This is a genomic window from Blastopirellula marina (genome assembly GCF_002967715.1).
Classification (GTDB): domain Bacteria; phylum Planctomycetota; class Planctomycetia; order Pirellulales; family Pirellulaceae; genus Bremerella; species Bremerella marina_B.
Genome location: NZ_PUIA01000018.1, coordinates 1 through 667, shown reverse-complemented (window position 1 = coordinate 667; position 667 = coordinate 1). Strand labels below are relative to the sequence as shown.

Sequence of the window (667 nt, the reverse complement as noted above, 5' to 3'; positions counted from 1 at the left end):
AAAATGACCGCCTGGTCGTCGCTTCCAACGTTCGCAACGTCGGCAACGATACGCTCTTCCTGCGAAACAAGGTCTGGATCGCCGAAAGCGCCGGCGACGTCGATCCCGAAAAGGACAAGAGCAAGATCAAGACGGTCGAGCGATTCAGCAAGGAGTATTTCGCGCTGGTCGCCGCGAACAACAAACAGCAGAATGCCTTGCTCGCCCAACAGCGACAAGGTGAACAATTGCTGTGCAACCTGCGAGGCCAGTACTACTTGATAAAGTAACGACTGACCCCAGAGGGGCCGGTACGGAAGCGGCAAACGAAAAGAGGATGACCAAACTGGTCATCCTCTTTTTTTTGTTCGTGGATCAGAGTCTCACCAATCGTAGCCCGAGGCGCGAGCCGAGGGAGAGCGGTCGGACGAAATATCTAAGGGCGAATGACTAATGTCTAATTACGGAGAGGATCTGTTCTTCCTTAGACATTAGGATTTAGACATTAGTCATTTGCCTGCGGCCGTATTCCCTCGCTGGCGCAGCGGGCTAGTATCGGACTACTTCTCTGGGATCACTTCCAAGCAAACCAACCGATCATCCCCGCGCACATACAGCAGCCCATGCGACAAGATCGGCGCCGCCCAGGCCGGGTATTTTAGGAGCGGGCGAACGCGGGCGCCTGGCT

General features: G+C 55.2%; 1 pseudogene. It reads left to right on the top strand.

What is annotated here, in order from left to right:
- Positions 1-269 (top strand): annotated as a pseudogene (locus tag C5Y96_RS08105) (hypothetical protein); the annotation flags it as partial.
- Between the last annotated feature and the right edge of the window lie 398 nt (positions 270-667).